The following is a 2,865-nucleotide window of genomic DNA, read 5'->3' on the forward strand; positions in this document are numbered from 1 at the left end:
CGCCGCCCGGGCCGCGGCATAGACCTCGATGGCGGCGCTGAGCGCCCGGTGCGTGGCCCGCAGCCGCTGGGCCTCGGCTCGCAGCGCCGTGATGTCCGCTCCGGTGCGGTTCACCACTGGCTCGGCCATGTTGGTTGCCTCTGTCGACGTTGTCCGGTGACGACTACCGGAATCCTAACCCGGTGCTGGGCACGATCGAGGGCCCCGGTGCTGGGCACCAGGGCCCGGGGTTATCGGGTCCCGTCAAGGGGACGTTCCCCCTTGCACCGGGCGTGCGTGGAGCCGGGGCTCCGGTGTGGTGCCCGTCGTGACCGCACGGCCGGGCACCGCGTCCGCATCTCGATCTTCCTCATTCGATAACAGAACGCTAACTTCCCCCGTTAAGGAAATCCAGCAGGCCTCACCTGGATTTTCTCGCGGCCGGCGTCATTCCCGCGTACGGGTGAAATCGTGCCCCGGTGTGTCAGGGTGCGGAAGGCTCCCAGAGCATGAGCTGACGGTGCCGGCCGAAGCCGTTGCGCAGATAGAAGTCGACCGCGCGACGGCCGGAGTGGACGGTCACGTGCTCCAGGCCCCTGGCCTCGGCCTCGGCGAGGATCGCCGCCATCAGCGCGGCGCCGATGCCCCGGTTGCGGTGCTCCGCGCGGACCATGACCGACTGAGCCTTTTTCAACGTGGCCAGGGCGGCAGCTCCCGGCGGTGGGCGACGGCTCGGATACCTCCGGCCCGGGGCCAGGTTGAAAATTGCTCACTGGACGTCGCCGAAGCGCCGGTCCGGCCGGCCTGCGCGGGGCACCCGTTCCGCGACGAAGAGCCACGCTGCGCCGATCACGTGCCCGTCGGCCTCGGCGACGAACGGCAGGTGCGTCTCCGCGTGGGCGGCCACCCAGCCGGCGTACGCGTCGAGCCCGTCCGGCCCGATGCCCTGCAGCTCCGCGAGCACCGCCACATCCGCCATGCCGGCCGTCCGCACCATCACCCGGCGGATTCTAGGTGGTGCGGCGTGCGGATAGGCTCGGGCGGTGGTGACCTCGCCGGTGCGGATCGGGTCCTACCGCATCGAACGACTGCTCGGTGTCGGTTCCTTCGCGACGGTCTGGCTGGGGCACGACGAGGCCCTCGGCGCCCACGTCGCGATCAAGGTGCTGGCCGAGAACTGGAGCCACGATCTGCGGGTCCGGGAGCGGTTCCTGGACGAGGCCCGGCTGCTCTGGCGGCTGAGCGACGACCGCATCGTGCGGGTGCACGCGCTCGGCGAGTTGCCCGACGGCCGGCCGTATCTGGTGATGGCCTGGGCCGAGGGTGGCAGCCTGCAGGAGCGGCTGGCCGGGGCCCCGCTGCGGGCCGGGCCCGCCATGGCGCTGCTGCGGGAGATCTGCGCGGGCGTCGCCGTGCTGCACGACCACGGCATCGTTCATCGTGATCTCACGCCGGGCAACGTGCTGTTCGCGGAGCGGCCCGGCCCGGACTCCGCCGGCCGGGTGGTGATCGCCGATCTCGGGCTGGCCAAGGCGCTCGCCGCGGCGTCCGGCCTGACCGCGCGCGCCGGTACCCCCGGCTACATGGCTCCGGAACAGGACGACCCGCTCGCGATCGTCGACCGCCGCGCCGACGTCTTCGGGCTCGGCCGGCTCGGCATGCGGCTGCTGGCGGTCCCGGGCGCCGGGCGCGGCGACGGCACGGTCCGGCTGCGCGAGGGCGTGCCGCCGAAGGTCGCCGAGGTGTTGCGCACGGCGACGGCACGCCGGCCGGAGAACCGCTACCCGGACGCGGCGGCGCTGGGCGCGGCGCTGGAGCGTGCCACGGAACTCCGGCGCCGGGCCGGGCCGCTCGCCATGGCCGTCGGCCGTACCGTGATGGGCCTGGCGACCGTGGGCGTCGTCGCGACGGCGGCGGCGGACTCGATCGGCGGGCGCCTGCCGCCGCGCCCGGGCGCGGTCGTCGACGCCGCGGGCCGGCTCTCCCTGCCGGTGCCCGCGGGCTGGGCCGCGAGGTCGGGACACTGGACCCGGCCGGGTCCGGCGCTCGTCGTCTCGCCGGATCCCGCGCGCTGGACCGTCGACACCGCGGTGCCGGGGGCGTTCGCCTGGCTGTCCCGCGACGGCGCCGCCTCGACCACGCCGGAGCGGTTCGTCGCCGGGCGCCCGAACGCGGGCTGCGTCGCCCAGCCGGTGCGGACCAGCCGGCAGGCCGGGCTGGACTGGTTCATCGCCGGATACCGCGCCTGCCCGCACGGGCACCCGGAGGTGGTGGAGGCGGTCGGCACCCGGCCCGGCGACGCCATGCTGGTGTACGTCCAGGTCGCGCCGCCGGCGAACAGCACGCCCGCGTTCGTCGACTCGCTGCTCGCCGGGGTCCGGGTCCGCTGAGACTCAGCCGACCACCACGACCATGATCTCGTACGTCTGCTCCTCCTGCGGGACGGTGACGGTGACCGTGCCGGCCCGCACGAAGCGCACGTCGACGACCCCCGCCTCGTAACTCTGTGACACCAGCCGCTCCGGCGTCGCGGTCACCAGCCCGGGGCCGATGCCCTGCAGTCGCAGCGTTCCGCCGATGTGGAAGCACATCGACCTGATCAGTTCGATCTCCGTGCTCTGCAGGTCCAGCGAGTAGCGCACGGCGCCGAGGCAGTTGCCGGAGGAGTCCACCGGCGCCGGGCCGGTGGTCCTGGTCCGGGTCCGCGCCGGCCGCGGCGCGCCGGTGGTGGGCGTCGTCGTCGTGGCGGGGGATTCGGCGCTCACGGAGGCCGCCGGCCGCGGCGCCGGGGCCGAAGGCACCCAAGTGCCCGGCGGCTACCGGATCGGGCTGTGGCAGCGTCTGACCGCCGCCGCCTACCGGGTCGATTTCGTCGGCTCGCAGGTC

4 protein-coding genes and 1 pseudogene are annotated in these 2,865 nt (G+C 74.2%); 2 read left to right on the forward strand and 3 right to left on the reverse strand.

Going from position 1 to position 2,865, the window contains the following annotated elements; genetic code table 11:
* Positions 1-463: 463 nt before the first annotated feature.
* Both AB0F10_RS45075 and AB0F10_RS45080 read right to left on the reverse strand, forming a co-directional pair.
* A complete protein-coding gene (locus tag AB0F10_RS45075) occupies positions 464-745 on the reverse strand; it encodes a GNAT family N-acetyltransferase (RefSeq protein ID WP_360640692.1) in 282 nt (93 codons plus the stop codon).
* A gap of 3 nt (positions 746-748) precedes the next feature.
* Positions 749-979, reverse strand: a complete 231-nt coding sequence (locus AB0F10_RS45080; RefSeq protein WP_360640686.1) for a hypothetical protein — start codon at positions 977-979, stop codon at positions 749-751.
* A 43-nt stretch (positions 980-1,022) separates the two neighbouring features.
* Between AB0F10_RS45080 and AB0F10_RS45085 the strand changes: the two genes are divergently transcribed.
* Positions 1,023-2,369 carry a serine/threonine-protein kinase gene (locus AB0F10_RS45085; protein ID WP_360640688.1) on the forward strand — a complete coding sequence of 449 codons (1,347 nt, stop codon included), beginning with the start codon at positions 1,023-1,025 and terminating at the stop codon, positions 2,367-2,369.
* Positions 2,370-2,372: 3 nt separating this feature from the next.
* Here AB0F10_RS45085 and AB0F10_RS45090 read toward each other — a convergent pair whose 3' ends face one another.
* Complete coding sequence (locus tag AB0F10_RS45090; protein WP_360640690.1) at positions 2,373-2,621, reverse strand: hypothetical protein; 249 nt, start codon at positions 2,619-2,621, stop codon at positions 2,373-2,375.
* 13 nt (positions 2,622-2,634) lie between these two features.
* Here AB0F10_RS45090 and AB0F10_RS45095 point away from each other — a divergent pair.
* Positions 2,635-2,865 (forward strand): annotated as a pseudogene (locus AB0F10_RS45095) (hypothetical protein); the annotation flags it as partial.

Source organism: Actinoplanes sp. NPDC026623 (genome assembly GCF_040638275.1).
GTDB lineage: Bacteria > Actinomycetota > Actinomycetes > Mycobacteriales > Micromonosporaceae > Actinoplanes.